The sequence below is a fragment of the Synechococcus sp. JA-2-3B'a(2-13) genome (genome assembly GCF_000013225.1).
Classification (GTDB): Bacteria; Cyanobacteriota; Cyanobacteriia; order Thermostichales; family Thermostichaceae; genus Thermostichus.
This window is the reverse complement of sequence record NC_007776.1, coordinates 2,132,295-2,148,431: the sequence shown is the minus strand read 5'-3', so window position 1 is coordinate 2,148,431 and position 16,137 is coordinate 2,132,295. Positions and strand designations below refer to the sequence as shown.

Annotated in this window: 17 protein-coding genes; 3 read left to right on the top strand and 14 right to left on the bottom strand. The window is 59.9% G+C overall.

Annotation, left to right across the window (positions count from 1 at the left end; translation table 11 throughout):
* Nucleotides 1-65: 65 nt before the first annotated feature.
* Nucleotides 66-767, bottom strand: coding sequence for a hypothetical protein (locus CYB_RS09755; RefSeq protein ID WP_187147229.1), 702 nt, complete (start codon nt 765-767; stop codon nt 66-68).
* A gap of 277 nt (nt 768-1,044) precedes the next feature.
* Here CYB_RS09755 and miaA point away from each other — a divergent pair, with 277 nt between their 5' ends.
* Entirely contained in the window at nt 1,045-2,109 is a 1,065-nt protein-coding gene (gene miaA, locus CYB_RS09750) for a tRNA (adenosine(37)-N6)-dimethylallyltransferase MiaA (RefSeq protein WP_011433631.1), read from the top strand.
* Here miaA and menD read toward each other — a convergent pair.
* Both menD and CYB_RS09740 read right to left on the bottom strand, forming a co-directional pair.
* Nucleotides 2,033-3,859 (bottom strand): 2-succinyl-5-enolpyruvyl-6-hydroxy-3-cyclohexene-1-carboxylic-acid synthase, encoded by a 1,827-nt coding sequence (menD, locus tag CYB_RS09745; RefSeq protein WP_011433630.1) that lies wholly within the window; start codon nt 3,857-3,859, stop codon nt 2,033-2,035. The two genes, miaA and menD, sit on opposite strands and share 77 nt — an antisense overlap.
* Complete coding sequence (locus tag CYB_RS09740) at nt 3,856-4,764, bottom strand: cyanophycinase (protein WP_148202746.1); 909 nt, start codon at nt 4,762-4,764, stop codon at nt 3,856-3,858. The genes menD and CYB_RS09740 overlap by 4 nt, the downstream gene beginning before the upstream one ends.
* A gap of 188 nt (nt 4,765-4,952) precedes the next feature.
* Between CYB_RS09740 and CYB_RS09735 the strand changes: the two genes are divergently transcribed.
* Entirely contained in the window at nt 4,953-5,195 is a 243-nt protein-coding gene (locus CYB_RS09735) for a hypothetical protein (protein WP_011433628.1), read from the top strand.
* 132 nt (nt 5,196-5,327) lie between these two features.
* Here the strand turns inward: CYB_RS09735 and CYB_RS15530 are convergent, their stop codons facing one another.
* From CYB_RS15530 to CYB_RS09685, 10 genes are all read right to left on the bottom strand, one after another.
* Nucleotides 5,328-5,660 (bottom strand): fasciclin domain-containing protein, encoded by a 333-nt coding sequence (locus CYB_RS15530; protein WP_011433627.1) that lies wholly within the window; start codon nt 5,658-5,660, stop codon nt 5,328-5,330.
* Nucleotides 5,661-5,948: 288 nt separating this feature from the next.
* Nucleotides 5,949-6,173, bottom strand: coding sequence for a DUF3134 family protein (locus CYB_RS09725; protein ID WP_011433626.1), 225 nt, complete (start codon nt 6,171-6,173; stop codon nt 5,949-5,951).
* Nucleotides 6,174-6,275: 102 nt separating this feature from the next.
* A complete protein-coding gene (gene murF, locus CYB_RS09720; RefSeq protein WP_011433625.1) occupies nt 6,276-7,613 on the bottom strand; it encodes a UDP-N-acetylmuramoyl-tripeptide--D-alanyl-D-alanine ligase in 1,338 nt (445 codons plus the stop codon).
* A gap of 320 nt (nt 7,614-7,933) precedes the next feature.
* Nucleotides 7,934-8,650, bottom strand: a complete 717-nt coding sequence (gene rpiA / locus CYB_RS09715; RefSeq protein ID WP_011433624.1) for a ribose 5-phosphate isomerase A — start codon at nt 8,648-8,650, stop codon at nt 7,934-7,936.
* A 50-nt stretch (nt 8,651-8,700) separates the two neighbouring features.
* On the bottom strand, nt 8,701-10,122 hold the full coding sequence (rimO, locus tag CYB_RS09710) for a 30S ribosomal protein S12 methylthiotransferase RimO (RefSeq protein ID WP_202943699.1): 1,422 nt from the start codon (nt 10,120-10,122) through the stop codon (nt 8,701-8,703).
* A gap of 46 nt (nt 10,123-10,168) precedes the next feature.
* Nucleotides 10,169-10,999: a cobalt ECF transporter T component CbiQ gene (cbiQ, locus tag CYB_RS09705; protein WP_011433622.1), complete on the bottom strand. Its 831-nt coding sequence runs from the start codon at nt 10,997-10,999 to the stop codon at nt 10,169-10,171.
* Nucleotides 10,986-11,687, bottom strand: a complete 702-nt coding sequence (cbiM, locus tag CYB_RS09700) for a cobalt transporter CbiM (RefSeq protein ID WP_011433621.1) — start codon at nt 11,685-11,687, stop codon at nt 10,986-10,988. The genes cbiQ and cbiM overlap by 14 nt, the downstream gene beginning before the upstream one ends.
* An 8-nt stretch (nt 11,688-11,695) precedes the next feature.
* Nucleotides 11,696-12,196, bottom strand: coding sequence for a hypothetical protein (locus tag CYB_RS09695; RefSeq protein ID WP_187147228.1), 501 nt, complete (start codon nt 12,194-12,196; stop codon nt 11,696-11,698).
* 304 nt (nt 12,197-12,500) lie between these two features.
* Nucleotides 12,501-13,262 carry an SH3 domain-containing protein gene (locus CYB_RS09690; protein WP_011433619.1) on the bottom strand — a complete coding sequence of 254 codons (762 nt, stop codon included), beginning with the start codon at nt 13,260-13,262 and terminating at the stop codon, nt 12,501-12,503.
* A gap of 226 nt (nt 13,263-13,488) precedes the next feature.
* Entirely contained in the window at nt 13,489-13,869 is a 381-nt protein-coding gene (locus CYB_RS09685; RefSeq protein ID WP_011433618.1) for a hypothetical protein, read from the bottom strand.
* Between the two features lie 469 nt (nt 13,870-14,338).
* Between CYB_RS09685 and CYB_RS09680 the strand changes: the two genes are divergently transcribed.
* Nucleotides 14,339-15,058, top strand: a complete 720-nt coding sequence (locus CYB_RS09680) for a response regulator transcription factor (protein ID WP_011433617.1) — start codon at nt 14,339-14,341, stop codon at nt 15,056-15,058.
* 56 nt (nt 15,059-15,114) lie between these two features.
* Here the strand turns inward: CYB_RS09680 and CYB_RS09675 are convergent, their stop codons facing one another.
* A complete protein-coding gene (locus CYB_RS09675; RefSeq protein ID WP_011433616.1) occupies nt 15,115-15,963 on the bottom strand; it encodes an ABC transporter ATP-binding protein in 849 nt (282 codons plus the stop codon).
* Nucleotides 15,964-16,137 lie beyond the last annotated feature (174 nt).

Sequence of the window (16,137 nt, the reverse complement as noted above, 5' to 3'; positions counted from 1 at the left end):
TCTTCGTCCACAGAGGGGGAATGGTTTTAGCCTCACAACCTTATTGCTACGCAACACTGTTGCAACTAGCGCATAGCCGCAGTCTCTTTCTGGGCAGCGTGAGGCGCCGTCCCGCTGTTGGCAGCAGTCGTGCCCAAGCAATGGGGAGGCCCATCGACGGAGGGTGGGATGATCGGCTGGGGCAAAGTGGGGCTGAAAAAAGTCTGACAAAAAGGCACGTGGTTGCGCCGAATATCGGCAAGGTAGGGAGGAGGAATGGTGCCCAAATAGGCGCCCAGCACCTGCTGCTCGGGATCCTCTGGCAACACTTGGTAATACAACATCAGGCGATTATCGGGAAACCAGGCGCGGATAAGCCTTTGCAGGGCCTTCAAGTTGAAGCCCGGCTCTTCAGGGTTGCGAATCAGGTGCATTCCCGCCAGGCGCCCGCCGACAAAATAGGCTTGCACATAAAACCCACGGGCATAGATGGGGGGCTCCAAGGAGTTCTGAGATGAAGGGGAATCGGGCAGGTAAAGGGCTTCACCCCCAGGACGCAGTTGCCAGCGGCTCCAGCGGGGATCCTCCCGGTCGCTAGAAAGGGTCTCCCAATTGTTGGCGCGGGCGTAGCTCAAGAAGCGCTCCTCGACCATGCCCAGATAGAGCATTTCCATTTGCAAGGGCAGCCGAGCCCGGGTTTGCAACAGGGGCAGAGTGCGCACTTCTCCCTGCTTGAGCACCAAGGTCTCCCCCCGCGCCGAGCAAGGGACACCTATGAGCATAGCCATCAGCAACCCTGTTCCAATTGCCCGTCCAATCTGGCTGAGGCCGCGCCTTGCGAACAGCTCTAGCCGGAGAGGTAAAAACTGCGCCACTGGCTGCGGCTGTGGCCCATTGCCCCTCAAAACCGTCGAAGCAGGAATGTAGGATGAGATCAGCACAGCAAAAAAGCAGGGTAGTAAGTAACCGATCCTAACCCAAAGAGACAAGGTTCTTCGAGAATCTTAATCTGGTCTCTGAGGAAAGTTGCTTGCCAGTCTGCCCTGCCGATGGTTTGGGTAGCGAATGCGCATTACCCTCGAGAATGGCATTCCCGCTGCAGCAGCTTCTGACCGGACAGAATGGCCGGGATTGATCGTCATTGCCGGCCCCACGGCCACCGGGAAATCTCGACAGGCACTGCTTTTGGCCCAACGGCTGGGATCCCCGTTGTTGAATGCGGACTCTCGCCAGGTCTACCGCGAGTTCGACATCGGCACAGCCAAGCCTACCCCCGCCGAGCAGGCCCTTTGGCCCCACGAGTTGATCGACATTGTTGATCCCTGCCACACCTACACGGTGGCTGAGTTTCAGCAGGCGGCCCAAGCCCGCATCGCCGAGGCCCATCGGCAGGGACAGACTCCCATCTTGGTGGGGGGCACCGGTCTCTACATCCAATCGGTGACTGCTGGCCTAGGGATCCCTGCTGTACCCCCGCAGCCCCAACTGAGAAGACAACTGGAAACTTGGCCCCCTGAGATCCGCTACGCCTGGCTGCAGCAGTTGGATCCCGTTGCCGCCCAGCACATTCATCCCCATGACGCGGTGCGCACGCTGCGGGCTTTGGAGATCGTTTACACCACCGGGAAGCCGGCTTCCAGCCTAAGGCGGGCTCATCCCCCCCATTACCCCATCTTGATCCTGGGGCTGCGCTGCCCAATGCCCCGTTTGGAACAACGCATTGCCCGGCGCACGGCGGAGATGATGGAGCGGGGGTGGATCGAGGAGGTGAAAACCCTGCGGGAGCGCTACGGGCCAGACTTACCCCTCTTGCAGACCTTGGGCTATGCGGAGATCGGCGCTTACCTGGAGGGGCGGATCCCGGAAGCCGAACTGCAACCCCTGATTGTGCGGCGCACCCGCCAATTTGCCAAGCGGCAGATGACTTGGTTTCGAGCCATGCTGGGGATCCAAAAGGGCCATGCCTACGGCACCCTGTCGGGAAGGGGTCGATGCGTGGCCCTGTGGCTGGACTGCGAAGCTGAGGATTTGCCGGAGCAGATCTGGAAGCAGGTCAAGGCTTGGATGGCAGCTCCGACCACTGTTGAAACCAGTCCCGCCGCCGCTGAGCATCGGCTTTTCGATCCGTAAGGATCTCCAACACCCGCACCCCTTGGGCAGGCAAGGGATCCAAAGCTTGGGCCAGCTCCTGCCAGCTTTCCACCCGCCGGTGGGGAATGCCGTGGGCTTGGCAGAGGAGGGCAAGATCCACCAACTGGGGAGTAGCAAAGTAGGGCTCAAAGGGCGGATCTGGCCCTTGACGGCCCACTTCAGCAATGGGCAGCAGCTCGAAAATCCCACCCCCCTGGTTGTTGATGAGGAGAATGGTCAGGGATCCCCGCACCTGTTGGCCGAGCCGTAGGCCACTGCTGTCGTGGAGAAAGGCCAGATCCCCGGTCAGCAGCACCGTTGGGCGTTTGTGAGAGCCGTGGGCCACCCCAAGGGCGGTAGAGAGAATGCCATCGATGCCGTTGGTGCCGCGATTGAAGTAGGGACGGATGCGGCGGTCGTTGGGGGGCCAAAACCACTCCACATCCCGCACCGGCGTGCTGTTGGCAATAAACAGCGGAGTCTCTGGGGGCAAGTGGTGGGCCAGCCACCAGGCAACCTTGCCTTCAAACCACTCCGATAGGTCAGTCATGGCCTGGTCTAGGGCAGCACGGATTTGTGCTTCCGCTGTCAGCCAGCCCTGCAGAAAAGTTGTTCGCTTGGCCGGCGCTTCCGGGATCCCGGCGACCCACTCCTCTACGGCGAAAGGCAAGTGGGTGGTGGGGTTGTGCAGGGGATCCCCATTGTCGGGACGGGGATCCAACCGCCAAACGCGGGGAGCAACCTTGGCCAGGGTTTGCCGCAGCGCTTTGCTGGTGGGCAGGGATCCCAGTTGGATGACTTGCTCCGGCCAAAGCTGGGGCCGATCCCGCTGCAGGATGAGATCGTAGGTGGTGATGAGATAGGGGTTGAGGGAAGCGTAGTTGCGCAGGGGAGAGAGCCCCTCGGCCAGAACCGGCCACCCCAAAGCCGTCGCCAAATGGGCCACTGCCTCCACATAACGCTGGGGATCCGCCGGTTGAGCCGGCCCCGCCAAGATCACCCCCCGCTCACAGCCGCGCCACTCCTGCCAAAAAGAAACCGTCTCCGTCTGAAAAGGGCTCCGCACCGCCTGCAAGGAAGAGCCGGTGCATGGAGGAGCAACCCCACGAAAAAAGGTCTTCTCGAACTCCGGATCTTCCTGTAGATGGAGCAGCGGCGCAGTGCTGCCATCGGCAATGGGAGCCAAGGGATCCCGGAAGGGCACATTCAAATGCACAGGGCCGGGGAAGGGGTAAAGGGTGCGCTCCCAGGCGTGAACCAGGGTCTGGCGCAAGTAGGCCAGGGCTTCTGGATCCGCGCTGGGCAGGGCCAACTCCGCCTGCCAGTTGGGGTAATGGCCGTAGAGCTTCACCTGGTCAATCGCTTGGCCGGCGCGGCAGTGGCGCAGCTCCGGGGGCCGATCCGCCGTCAAAACCAAAAGCGGCCAGCCACTTTCTGCCGCCTCGATGAGAGCTGGGAAAAAGTGAGCGCCAGCGCTGCCGGAAGTACACACCAGGGGGATGGGCTGCCGGGTTTGCTGGGCCAACCCCAGAGCAAAAAAGGCTGCCGACCGCTCATCCAGCACCGGGATCGCCTCGATGTTGGGGTGCTGGGCCAGGGCGTAGGTCAGGGGGGCTGAGCGGGATCCCGGAGACACCACCGCTAAACGGCAACCCAGCCGACTCAAGGTTTCGGCCAATAGGGATCCCCAGAGGGTGTTGAGGTTGCGCCAGTCCAGCCGCCTCGGCAGGACAAAGTTTTCACCGGTCACAGCGGAGACAAGGTGTTGAGATCGAATCGGGATCCCGGCGGCAAAAAGTGAATGCGGGCATTGTGCAGCCGAAAATACTCATCCGCTGCCGCCTCCTGAACGGTCGAGTACAGTTGCGTCCCGTCCACAATCGTCACCGTCCCCAAGCCGATCACCTCCATCACATCGTCGGCCTGGATCACCACCGCCGTATTCTCATCAATGCCGATACCCAAACATTGGGGATAGTGGGCCACCGCCGTGACCAGCCGCACCAGGCGATTGCGCTGATGGAAATGTTGATCGATGATGACGCGAGGCAAAAGGCCCAGGCCTGTCTTCACCGTTACAATTGCCGGCGTGGGCGGTTCTCCGCTGTAGCCGCGGGAGATCATCTGCTGCCCCAACGCAGAAGCTCCGGCGCTGGTTCCGGCAATTACCGTCTGCCCCCGCTGCCACTGCTGTCGAATGGCCTCCATCAGCTCGCTGTGGGCCAGCACCTCCGCCAGCCGCTCCTGATCCCCACCCGTAAAGTAGATGCCGGTGGAGAAGCGGATTTTCTCAACGTTATCGGGATCCCTCGCCTCCATCGGGCTGCGGATATCCAGAACTTGGAGGCTGGCTGCCCCCATCTGCTGAAAAATGTTGGCGTAGATCTCCCCCAGCACCGCCGGGATCCCAGAAGCCGCGGGCACGATGGTGATGTGGGCAGACTTTCCCCCCGCTCGGCGGAAGAACTCCCAAAGGATGTGGCGCTCATTTTCCTTATCCTCTGCTCCCCCGACGGCGATGATGTCGGAACGGGCGGTGATGGGATCCTTCACGGTAGAGCGGCTCAGGGGTTGGGCGTCGTTTGTCGGCGTGGAAGGAACTCCGTTCCACTCCAGCTCACGGTGGGCAGCAGAGACATCAGGCAAATGGGGCATGGAGCGCGAGGAAGATTAAAATGAGCACATTTCACTTTCACTATGCTACGGCTTGGGATTCGGTTTGGCGCAGCTCAATTCCAGATTTCACGGAAGAGTCAGGGGTTGGTTAGGGGTCTCAAAAGGGGGAATAATGTTCATAAGAACACCCCTCGTCTCGTCCTTCGGTTCACCCAGCAGGAGCATCCATGGCCAGAAAACCTGACGGATATCTTGTCCACATCATGCTGGAAGGTGGACAAACCATGCAGGTACGGGTCAAAGAAGCCAGAGAATACACCGAGCTGATCAACAACCTCATGGTGGGCGGCGAAGAGTTCATCACCTTGCCCAAGCAAATGGACAATGAGTACATGATCGTGCGTCCTCAACGGGTGTCCGGCGTGTCGGTGGAGGCGATCTACGCTTCCAGCGTTGGCATCGACCTATAGAGCCTATAGAGCAGACCAAGGTCAGGGATCCCTTGAGTATCGCCGGGCTGACAACGCAAAGCCCCCACCACTAGGGGCAGGGGCTGCCAGAGGACTAGACCCCGCAGGATTTAGAACCTCAGTACCGACAGGTTAGCTTTGCGGGGGCAGGATCACCTTGTCGATGACGTGGATCACGCCGTTGGAAGCTTCAATGTCGGCTGTTACCACATTGGCATCGTTGACCTTGACACCATCAGCCAAAGAGATTTCCACAGGGGATCCCTCGACCGTAACCACTTCCCCAGCTTCCAAAGAGGTAGAGAGAACTTTGCCGGGCACTGCATGGTAAGTGAGAAATCGAAAAAAGTCCCCGAAAAAGATGTTTCTACTGCCCCAAGATGCTTTCTTACAAAGGCTGCGGGGGTATCTTCCACTAAGGTTAGATTTGCAACAATCATCGCAGGGTGGTGGTGAGCAATCCAAAACAGGCTGAAAAAGGATCCCTTGAGGCTGAGGGATCAGTTACGTTTGTCTGCATCTATAGTCATTCTGATTCAAACTAAAACGCTGCACCCACACCTGAAGCGTTGAATGCGCGGGGCTGGAAGACTTTTCTTGGTAGCTCAGGCGTCTCACTCTAACCTGAAACGACTGTACTGTTTTGTTTGCTCGAGCTGTCTATCCAGCGGCAGCACAAAAAATAACACCCTCACGGTGCCGAGCAAAGGGATAAATGAGTTAACGAGCTCGTAATAATCCTGGCAGTTGTGCTTACTCTTCTTCCGGCTCGAAGTCTTCGTCGTAGTCGTCCCCGATCAAATCGTCGATATCGTCGATGTCTTCTTCCAAAATCATCTCAGGGACCTCAATGGGCTGCTCGATCAACCGGCCCTCTTTGCGCAACCAGTCAAGAATGGAGAGGCTGCTAGGAGAGGGCACCACCGTTGGCGGTTGATCGCGGGGTTCTTCGCGCAGAGAGGGATTGTGGTAGTACATGCCGTACAGAAGGCAGCTATCGACGAGGAATGAGCCCGGCTTGGGCTAAGCCCCTCTCAACAGAGGGACGCGGGCTTTTCATCAGCCGTTTCTTAGCTTAGCCTACGCCTGCCACTCCTGCAAAAAGCGGTGCAGCACCCGCTCCAGTTCAACAGCCCGCGCTGCCTTGAACAGCAGCCGATCCCCGGCTTGCACGTGATGGAGCAAGATTTCCAGCAGTTCGGATACCTCCTCGCAGCGTTCTGTCTGGGCTGCCGGTTTTTGGTCGAGCAGCGGTTGCATTTCTCCTTCGGGATCCAAGAGCAAGATCCGATCCAGCCCCAGAGGGGCAGCCGCCCGACCCACCTCTGCATAGAGCTGAGGCGCATGCTCTCCCAACTCCCGCATCGGGCCGAGAATGGCCCAGCGCCGTTTTCCCGGGGTTTGGGCCAGCAGGTGTAGAGCCGCGATCATCGCTTCCGGCGAGGCGTTGTAGGTTTCGTCCCAGATTTCCACATCTCCTGCCAGCTTGAGATGGCGGTTGCGCCCCTCCAGAGGGGTAGGCAAGGCGATGGGTTCTCGGAGCCGCTCCCAATCCAGCCCCAAGCTGCGCAAAGCAGCCAGCACCCCCATCCAGTTGAGGGCATGGTGTCTTCCCGGCAAGGGCACCGGCAGCGTTAGGCCCTCCACGGTTACCGTTTGGGCTTGGGGATCCCATTCTCCTCGTAAGTCCCCCTGATCCAGGCCATAGGTAAGGGTTTGTCCCGACCACAGGCTGGCGGCGGTAGACAACAGCAAGGGATCTTCTCCATTCAGCAGAGCCACCCCCTGCCCTAGCTCCTGCAGCAGCTCGCACTTGGCAGCAGCAATGGCCGCGCGGGATCCCAGTCTGCCGATGTGGGCGGTGCCAATATGGGTGATCAAGGCGTGGGTGGGCTGAGCCATCTGAGCCAGGCGGCGAATTTCTCCGGGGCCTCGCATGGCCATTTCCAGAACCACAAACTGATGCTCCGGTCGCATCTGGAGCAGGGTTTGAGCAACCCCGATGTCGTTGTTGTGGTTGGCCTCACTTTTGAGAACTGTGCCGTAGCGGGATAGGGCAGCCGCCAGCATTTCCTTGGTGGTGGTTTTGCCTGCTGAGCCCGTGATGGCTACTACGGAGGGGGGAAACTGCTCCCGCCAGCCTCTGGCAATGCGCTGGTAGGCAGCTAGGGTATCTGAGACTTGAAAATGGGGCCCAGCCACCGGACGCTGGCTGATGACGGCAACGGCCCCCCTTGCCAAAGCTTGTGGAATAAAGTTGTGTCCATCAAACCGTTCCCCCCGCAGCGCCACGAAGACTGAGCCTGGCTGGAGTTGGCGGCTGTCGGTGCAAATGGCTTGGACGGGAAGACCCAACAAATGGGGATCCCCCTGCAGGGGAGTTTGCAGCAGGTCAGCCACAGTTCGTAAGGTCAGCATCGGGCAGAAACTCCAATTCGCCTACAGCCTCTTCGTCTATGGTCATTTCAGACCCGATTGAGACATTTCCCAAGCGCTCCCCCTCACCCCCAGCCCCTCTCCCAGGGGGAGTCAGCCCTCACCCCCAGCCCCTCTCCCAGGGGGAGAGGGGAGTTGGGGATAGCTGTACAGCTTTTTTCAGCGTTGTTTACCACAGCCAGTGTCAATCAATCTCTTGCGTGGGAAGGCTCCCGCTTGGCTACGGAACTCCCATGAAGTCGGAAAAAGCTGTAAACCCAGTTCCTGGGCAACGCCAATACACGACTGGGTATAGGAAGTTGTCAGCTGGGTTGCAGCGTTTCGATCCCAGTCGGGAGGGCGATGATTGCCTCTTTGGCCATGCCGATGAACAGGCCATGTTCCACAACCCCCACCGTCCCCTTGAGTTGATCGGCGATCTTGGCAGGATCCGCCATGGGGCCGAATTGGCAGTCGAGGATGTAGTGCTGCTCGTCCGTCAAGTAGGGATCCCCGTTGGCATTCCGCCGTAAGGTGGCTGTGCACCCCAGAGCCTCTACCCGCGCCAAGGTGGTTTTCCAGCCAAAGCGCACCACCTCTACCGGCACCGGGAAGCGAATGCCCAACTGCGCGACTTTTTTAGAGGCATCGGCGATGATGATCAGCTCGGCAGCGCTGGCCTCCACCAACTTTTCCCGCAACAGGGCCCCTCCTGCCCCTTTGATCAGGTTCAGGGATCCCACTTCAATCTCGTCGGCCCCATCGATGGCCAGATCCAGGCGCGGCTGCTCTTCTAGGGTAGCCAGCGGGATCCCCAGGGAGCGGGCCTGTTCAGCCGTGCGCTCCGAGGTAGGCACGCCGATAATCTGGAGACCTTCGGTTTGCATCCGCTCTGCTAGGGCGCTCACGGCAAAGGCGGCTGTGGATCCCGTGCCCAGCCCCACCACCATCCCCGACTGCACCTTTTGAACCGCGGCTCGGGCTGCTGCTTGTTTCAGATCATCTAAAGACTCGGTCCCGCTGACGCGAAGGGTAGTCATTCCCAGCTCCTCTCCCGTGGATGAAGATCCTACCAAAGTGCTTTGCACCGCTACCGCCCGCTCCAGCTAAAACCCTCCGGCGCTGCCACCACTTGGCCAAAGAGATCATAGGGCTCAGCGCGGGTGATCTGCACCGGCACCAGGGATCCCAGGGATCCCTGCCCCTGCACATACACCACTCCATCCACCTCGGGGGCAAAGCGGGGGGAACGGCCAATCCACTCGCCGGTTCTGGGGTTTTCCTGCTCCAAGAGAACGGGAACCACCCGGCCTACCTGCTCGCGGTTGCGGCGGAAGGTGATCCCCTGCTGCACCTGCATCAGGCGGGCACGGCGCTCCTGTTTGACGGCCTCTGGAACCTGATGGGGGAGGTGGTAGGCAGGGGTGCCCTCTTCGGGAGAAAAGGTAAACACCCCCACATGGTCAAACTGATGGCGCTGGACAAAGTCTAGTAGATGCTGGAAGTGCTCCTCCGTCTCCCCAGGAAAGCCGACGATAAAGCTGGTGCGCAGCACGGCATTGGGCAACGCCTGGCGCAGCCGCTCGATCACCCGGTCGTTGACCTGCCCTTGCCAGGGGCGATTCATGGCCTTGAGGATCTGCGGATGGCTGTGCTGTAGGGGCAAATCCAGGTAAGGCAAGAAATTGGGAGTTTCTTGGATGGCCTCCACCACTGCAGGCGTGACGCCGGTGGGGTAGGCGTAGAGCATGCGGATCCAGGGAATGGGGATCTTGCCCAGGGCGCGAATGAGATCTGCCAGCCGCGGCTCCCCGTAGAGATCGATCCCGTAGTGGGTGGTGATCTGGGAAATTAAAATCAGCTCCTGCACCCCCTCTTCGGCCAGCTGTTCTGCTTCCCGTAGGATCGACTCGATGGAGCGAGAGCGTTGGTCGCCCCGCAAGTGGGGGATGATGCAGAAAGAGCAGCGGTAGTTACAGCCCTCGGCTACCCGCAGGTAGGCCACCGGCGCGTGGGTGGTGCGATAGCGAGGTACGGTCTCGTCGGCAATGTAATCCAGGCTAGAAGTAACGGCATTGACCCGCTCTCCCCGCTCCACCCGCTCGATGATTTGGACGATCTGGTGATAGTCGCCCGTACCCACGATAGCCACCGCCTCCGGGATCTCCTGCAGCAGCTCCTCCTGGAAGTGTTGCGCCAAGCAGCCGGCAATGATGATCTTTTTGCCTTGTACCGCCAGCTCCATCAGGGTACTGACCGACTCCCGTCGCGCTGCCTCGATGAAGCTACAGGTGTTGACAATCACATAGTTAGCGCTCTCTTCGTCCCCATCCACCCGGTAGCCCGCTTGGGCCAGCAGGCCCAGCATGTGCTCGGTGTCCACCCGGTTTTTCTCGCAGCCCAGGTGTAAAACGGCAACCGACGCCTTTGTACGCTGCACCGCTGTTCGCGTAAGCGGGACGGAGTCCTTAACGGATGGGAAACTGGAGACGGTCGCTTCTAACCCATTCATGGACTGAGCATCAAAAAGGGGGCAGCTTGCCAGAGGCTTATCTATTCTAGTTGAGGGCCGCATCAGCGTTGCGGAGCAATAGAGCCGTAGCCACGGCCAACGCGGTGGCCGCCCAACTGTAGGGATCCCCGCCAGCCGCCGTCGAAAACAGAGGTGCCCGTCCATAGCCCCGCAGGCGCAAAGCCTGATAAACCCTCTGCGAGCGCTCGTAGCTGCGAACCAACAGGGTGCCCACCGAAGCGGCCAGAAAGGGCAGATCTTGTCTTAGAGACGGCCCAGGACGCCACAGGGATCCCCGCGGTCGCCAACCCCTCAGCCGGGCTGCCCGTTGCATCTGCTGCCACTGAGCGGCCACCTCCTGCAAATAGCGCTGGGTGAGCCAGGCCAGTTCCAGCAGGAGGTCTGGGATCCCCAGGGCCCGCAAAGCTGCCAACAGTTCCGATGTGGGAGTGGTCTCCAGCAGCAGCATCGTGAGGGCAAATAGGGCCAGCCCTCTCCCCCCAATGCGAAGCGCCATCTGCAGCCCCTCCCAACGCAGAGCCAGGGATCCCCAGCGCCACAGGATGGTTTCCCCCGCCCAGAAGGGTAGGATCCCCATCAACCCTGCCACCAACAGCCCTGGGGCTGCCAGCCGCCTCAGCCCGAGGCTCCAAGGCAATCCCGACAGGCTCCACAGTCCAGCCACCAGCGCCCAGATGAGCGGCAAGAGGGCCAGGCACCTCACCGAGGCGAAAGCCGCCATCAGCGCCATCAGGCCCAGCACCTTGGGCAGAGGTTGCCACCGGTGCAGCCAGGAAAGGGGTTTGGAGGGGTGAGGATGGGATTGTTGACCGCGCCAGCAGCAAGGGATCCCTGAGCCGGCTTCATCTCTTGCCATAGTCTCCCAGCAGCGCCGGTTGTACCCGCTGCAAAAACAGCACCACCCAACTGGCGAACAACCCCTCCACCACCATCAGGGGGATGTGGGCCACCACCAAGCTCCCAAGAGCCAGGCGACCGGCTTCTGTGGAGAGGATCCCGCTGCCAGCGTCAACCACAGCAGCCATGACCACCCCGTAAAACAACAGCACTGCTAGACCCACCCCAACCGCTCCCGCCAAGAAGGCAGACACTCCGGCCCCCATCACCCGACGGCCTGCCCGAAAAATCCCACCGGCCAGGAGCGCCGGGATCCCCATAATGGCGGCGTTGATGCCCAATGTGGTCAGGCCCCCATGGCCAAAGGCCACCGCCTGAAAAAACAAGCCCACTACAATCGCCGGATAGGCCAAAGCCCCCAACATCAGACCCATCAACCCGTTCAGCACCAGATGCAGGCTGGCCGGGGGAAAGGGCAGGTGAATCGAAGAGGCCACAAAAAAGACAGCCGTGAGCAAAGCCGCTTTGGGCAACTGGTCGCGACAGCGTTGCGTAGCAATATGGCGGGGATCCCGTTCCCACCAAGGACATTGCTCCGCAACGCTGGCGCGACGGAGAAGCCGCAAGCTGTAGCTGGTGATCAGGGCGGTGATGCCATAACCCCCTAGCCAAAGCGGTGCCGGCAAAATGCCATCGCTGATGTGCATGGTCAGTCCTACTCCAGAGCAGAGGAGCCAGCCTGGGAGCCTGAGATTCCTGACCCTGGAGATCCCGAAACCGGTGGGCTCTCCACCGCTGCGTAACCAGATTGACGGGGCCTGGAGAAGAACAGAGCTGTGCCCAGACAGCCCCAAATGACACAGGCGGCCATAACCCCCCGCTGCAAAGGCCCAAAGGGTGGGGAAGCGCTGGGGATCCCTTCTGTCTGAGGGAACTCCTCGCCCACCGGCACATTGACCAATACCCCATGCCCGGCCTGGCGAATCCGCACCTGCCAGAGGCCCGTCAGGTTGGGATCCGGCTGCAGCAGAAATCGTCCCCGCGCATCCGTCTGTCCCTCCTGCCAAGGGGTAGTGGGATCCGTTGGCGCAAATACCGTCACCCGGGCGGATCCCATCGGTTCCCCAGAATCGTAGCGGGCCTCGATCTCAAAAGCGGGAACAGCCCGAAGAGAGGCTTCCACCCCATGGGCCCAAGCCGGAGCAGGCTCAAGCAAGCCAAGAAGCAGTAGCAAGCAAGAACGAGAAAGGATCCAGGGTTTTGGTCTGTCCATGGGCGGCGAAGATGGGGTCAGCAACTGCTTGATCTCCAGGAGATCAGAGGCAAGAACTCTGCCCTCCTAGCACTGAAAGCAGATCCCCCGACGCACTTCACCATTGCTCCGCGCTGCCAGCACGGTCGCGTAAACAAGCTGCAGCCCCAGCATAGCTTGGCATCGGTACTGTTCTACCGAAACACAGCCTTCCCGGTCGTCACAATCCCCCACCAGGGCATCTGTAGGGCTATGCCTATGGCAAGGGCTACTCCTGCGCCAGATTCCCCGCCCGCACCCAACCTTCCTGCCCATTCTGACGGCGGATGCGCTGCCAACGACCATCTTCGCTGAGGCCCAGCACCGTCACCACCTCGTTCATGGGCACACCACCAATGTAGGTTCCCTCCCGCTCTGGAGTGGCCCGCAGCGCCAGGCCAATGGGCTCGATCACCCGTCCCTGCCCACCTACTGCCACCATGGGGGGTCGAGCCGGCAAAGGAGTTAATTCAGGGTTGGGTTCAACCGTGGGAGCTGTAGAAGTTGAAGCTGAAGCACCATCCACAGGGCCCAAATTGCCGGCGCGCACCCAGCCCTCTTGTCCGTTCAACTCCCGCCGCACCCGTTGCCAACGACCATCGGCGCTGTACTCCAACACCGTCACCGTTTCCCCCACCACAATTCCCCCTTGGTAGGCTCCATCGGCAGAAGGTTGGCTGCGGATTGCCAGGCCAATTGGCTCGATCACCCGCCCGCGGCTGCCGGGGGGAAATCCCTCAGGGTCAACAGTGCCTGCAGCAGGGCCAGAGGGGGGAGAGGGAAAACTGGCTGGGCGGGGCAAGGGATCCAAGCGCACCGCCTGCGGAAATTGAGGCGGGGCAGGGGGGGCCAACATGGGGGCGACGAGCTGCCACAACTGCCAAGCCAAGGCGGCCAGAGCCCCAACCGAGACACTCACCACCACCAAGGTGCCCAAGGGAAAACCGCCAGAAGCAGGAGAAGAACGGCCTCGCATCGGGTAGTTAGCCATCCGAAATACCTTCCCGCAATGCTGCAGGCAAGAATCCGCAGAGAAGATGGGATCCCCGTCAAAACCGGGGATTTACGAAAGCCAGAGCACGACTGCTGCGCAACGCTGACGTGATTGCATCCCAATGTATCGTGTTCCGCAGCGCTCTTGCTAGGCCTGTGCAGAGGAATCGCAACGCTGACGGGGCGACGCGACCCCAGAGGGCAAGGGCGTCGGAGATTAGCTTCTACTTATTGGTGTTGGTGAACTTATTCTGCCAGTCGGTCGTCAAAATCTCTCGGCCAAATACCCATCCTGCCAGAAGGAGGGGCAATGCCAAGCCCAGAAAGCCAAAAAGACTGACCACCTGAGCCACTTGCCGCTGGGCTTGTTTTCTCCTGGGATCCGGGATGTTGTTAGCAGCCAGCACCACTTTAGAACAAAAAGCCACCACAACCGCCCCCACCGGCCCCAAAACCAAAGAGGGCCACAGCCAAGCCGCCACTTGCGAGAATGCGTAGGCTCCAGTGAATGGGATAATCACGAAACAAGCCAGCTCCAGGATCCCCCACGTGAAGAGGGCCAACCAGACATCTTTGCGGAAGACTTCATCGGGATTGGTGTACATAGGCCTCCAGGATAAACCGCCCACACTAAGGCCAGACCTCGAGACAGGAACGGAAGCGCCACGGCCTCCAGATTAACTCCAGGTGCTAAGGATCTTGCTTGACGGATCCTCCTTACGCTACTTTTCCCCTTGGGCAACTCAGTAAGATAATGCCCAAGATTCTTGGATAAGCCTCCGTTAATTTGGAGAGAAGGGCAGCCTTGACAAGGATGAACTCCCCCTGTGACCCCATACGTAAAGACTTGAAATAAGATTTAAGTGTTCAATCACTCATGAATTGCCTGCGCCTGTGGCCCTTTCCGGCCGAGGTTGGGGTCAAGCTTGCCCTGTTGAGAGGGCTCTTTATTCACCCGCGAGCCGAGGGCCCATCACCTCTGCACGATTGTTGCCCATGAGCTGCCGAAGGGATCCCCACACCCCAACGCCCTGCAACCTTGTCTCCTGCTGACTTCGAGAGTGCCAAGCTGCCATGTCACGCATCCTCATCATCGATGATGATCCCAGCATTTGTGCTCTACTGCAGCGGTACTTGCAGCGGCAGGGGTATTCGGTTGAGGTGGCGATGACGGGGGCCGAGGGCTTACAGCAGTTGCGCGCTTTTCAGCCGGCCTTGGTAATTTTGGATCTGAACTTGCCGGATGTGAGCGGCTACGATCTCTGCCAGCAAATGCAAAAAGAGACCGGCGTGTACGTGTTGATGTTGACCAGCCGCGTCAGCCCTGCTGATAAGTTGCACGGATTCCAGTTGGGGGCAGATGACTACCTGACCAAGCCCTTCAGCCTGCCGGAGTTACAGGCGCGAGTGCAAGCCATTCTGCGGCGGCAACGCATGAAGACCGAAGTTGCCAGCGCACCGGTCTTGACCTTTGCCTCTTTGGTAATCGACCCGGAAACCCGAGCAGTCATCCGCGAGCAGCGCCTGATCAACTTAACAGCACTGGAGTTCGATTTGCTCTATGCTATGGCTCGACATCCGGGGCGGGTTTGGCGACGGGCTGAGCTGATTCAAGAGGTGTGGGATTTTAACCACGAGGGAGATGAACGGGTGGTCGATGTCCACATTGGCCAAATTCGCAAGAAACTAGAGACTGATACCAGCCAACCGGAGTTGATCCGCACCGTGCGTGGAGTTGGCTACAAGTTTGAGCCCCCCGCTCCGAAGGAGGGATGGGGAGAGGAAAAACCTTAACCCCCAAATAACTCTCCCCTCTTCACGTTGGGAGAGGGGCCAGGGGTGAGGGCCCGTTAATCCAAGCGGCGGCCTGTCAAACGCACAAAAATGTCTTCTAAGTTGGCCGGGCGCACCATGAGGCCGGTTTTGTCAGGTTCAGCTTCCAACTGCCGCTGAGCTTCCGCCAAGCTGGGGAAAAAGGTGTACTCCACCTCCCGGCCAGGACAGGATCGCACCAGCAGGGCCTCTCCATACTTGGCCCGCAGTTGCTCGGTGCTGCCCAACTCGATTAACCTTCCCCCATCCATGATGCCAATGCGGTCGCACAGCTCTTCTGCCTCCTCCATGTAGTGGGTGGTAATCAGCAAGGTCATGCCCTGCCGATTGAGATCCCGCAAGATCTCCCACAACAGCCGCCGCGCCTGGGGATCCAACCCGACGGTGGGCTCGTCCAAAAACAAAATCTGGGGGCGATGCAGTAACGCCCTGGCCACCTGCAAGCGTCGTTTCATTCCCCCTGAGAGGGTTTTCACTTTGTCTTGCCGGCGATCCGCCAGCCGCACATACTCCAGCCATTCATCGATGCGCCGTTGCCGCTCTGGGTTGGGGATGTGGTGCATACGCCCGTGGAACTCCAGGTTTTCCCAAACGGTCAGCTCTGCCTCTAGGGTGATAGGCTGCAGAACTACGCCAATTTGCTGCCGCACCGCCACCGGATCCCGCACCACGTCATACCCCCCCACCCGGATGGATCCCTGGCTGGGTCGGGTAAGGCTAGTAAGCATGCGGATGGTGGTGGATTTGCCGGCGCCGTTGGGCCCCAACAGGGCAAACACTTCCCCCTGGGGGATCTGCAGGCTCAAATCTTGAACGGCAACCTGCTGCCCAAAGCGCTTCCACACCCCCTGCATTTCCACCGCCACCGTCTTGGTTTGGGGCAAGGTTGGGGCCGTCGAAAGAGCTGTCACAGTCTGCTCCGGTAAAGTGTAAAGAAATCTTTATTCTCCAGCATACGCCAGCCGTGTCAGCAAGCTGCAGGTCTTATCAGGGATCCCTGCCCTTGGCAGTAGTTTATGCTATCCCTTCAAGTCTTCCGT

What these genes read in the sequence shown, in the direction of transcription:
- CYB_RS09680 (WP_011433617.1), top strand. Translation starts at nt 14,339, where the DNA reads ATGTCACGCATCCTCATCATCGATGATGATCCCAGCATTTGTGCTCTA.
- CYB_RS09690 (WP_011433619.1), bottom strand. Translation starts at nt 13,262, where the DNA reads ATGGCTAACTACCCGATGCGAGGCCGTTCTTCTCCTGCTTCTGGCGGT.
- CYB_RS09735 (WP_011433628.1), top strand. Translation starts at nt 4,953, where the DNA reads ATGGCCAGAAAACCTGACGGATATCTTGTCCACATCATGCTGGAAGGT.
- rpiA (WP_011433624.1), bottom strand. Translation starts at nt 8,650, where the DNA reads ATGACTACCCTTCGCGTCAGCGGGACCGAGTCTTTAGATGATCTGAAA.
- CYB_RS09740 (WP_148202746.1), bottom strand. Translation starts at nt 4,764, where the DNA reads ATGCCCCATTTGCCTGATGTCTCTGCTGCCCACCGTGAGCTGGAGTGG.
- miaA (WP_011433631.1), top strand. Translation starts at nt 1,045, where the DNA reads ATGCGCATTACCCTCGAGAATGGCATTCCCGCTGCAGCAGCTTCTGAC.
- CYB_RS09755 (WP_187147229.1), bottom strand. Translation starts at nt 767, where the DNA reads ATGGCTATGCTCATAGGTGTCCCTTGCTCGGCGCGGGGGGAGACCTTG.
- cbiM (WP_011433621.1), bottom strand. Translation starts at nt 11,687, where the DNA reads ATGCACATCAGCGATGGCATTTTGCCGGCACCGCTTTGGCTAGGGGGT.
- CYB_RS09685 (WP_011433618.1), bottom strand. Translation starts at nt 13,869, where the DNA reads ATGTACACCAATCCCGATGAAGTCTTCCGCAAAGATGTCTGGTTGGCC.
- murF (WP_011433625.1), bottom strand. Translation starts at nt 7,613, where the DNA reads ATGCTGACCTTACGAACTGTGGCTGACCTGCTGCAAACTCCCCTGCAG.
- CYB_RS09725 (WP_011433626.1), bottom strand. Translation starts at nt 6,173, where the DNA reads ATGTACTACCACAATCCCTCTCTGCGCGAAGAACCCCGCGATCAACCG.
- cbiQ (WP_011433622.1), bottom strand. Translation starts at nt 10,999, where the DNA reads ATGGCAAGAGATGAAGCCGGCTCAGGGATCCCTTGCTGCTGGCGCGGT.
- rimO (WP_202943699.1), bottom strand. Translation starts at nt 10,122, where the DNA reads ATGAATGGGTTAGAAGCGACCGTCTCCAGTTTCCCATCCGTTAAGGAC.